General features: G+C 65.3%; 1 protein-coding gene. It reads left to right on the forward strand.

Annotation, left to right across the window (positions count from 1 at the left end; translation table 11 throughout):
* The coding region (locus A5760_RS24860; protein ID WP_064885823.1) for a class I SAM-dependent methyltransferase at positions 1-611 on the forward strand (611 nt) is incomplete at both ends.

Consider the following 611-nt stretch of genomic DNA (forward strand, 5'->3'; position numbering starts at 1 on the left):
TGGGAAAGCTGAAGCTCGAGCCCGGGATGACGCTGCTGGACATCGGTTGTGGCTGGGGAGCCACCCTGCGGCGCGCCATCGAGAAATACGACGTCAACGTCGTCGGGCTGACGCTGTCGGAGAACCAGGCCGAACACGTGCAGAAGTCCTTTGACCAGATGGACACCGCCCGCACCAGGCGGGTGCTGCTGGAAGGCTGGGAGAAATTCCACGAGCCGGTGGACCGCATCGTGTCGATCGGCGCGTTCGAGCACTTCGGGCGCCAGCGCTATGGGCGCTTCTTCAAGATGGCCTACAACGCGCTGCCGCCCGGCGGAGTGATGTTGCTGCACACCATCGTTCGGCCCTCGTTCAAGGATGCCCGGGCCAAGGGCATGACGCTGACCCACGAGATCGTCCAGTTCTCGCAGTTCATCCTGGCCGAGATTTTCCCCGGCGGGTGGCTGCCGACGCCCCAGACCGTCGGCGAGTACGGGGTCACGGTGGGCTTCGAGTTGACCCGGGTCCAGTCGCTGCAGCTGCACTACGCCAGGACGCTGGACCTGTGGGCCGAGGCGCTCGAGGCCAATCGAGAGCAGGCCCTGGCCATCCAGTCCCAAGAGGTCTACGAC

It is taken from the genome of Mycobacterium colombiense (assembly GCF_001665835.1).
Taxonomy (GTDB): Bacteria; Actinomycetota; Actinomycetes; order Mycobacteriales; family Mycobacteriaceae; genus Mycobacterium; species Mycobacterium colombiense_A.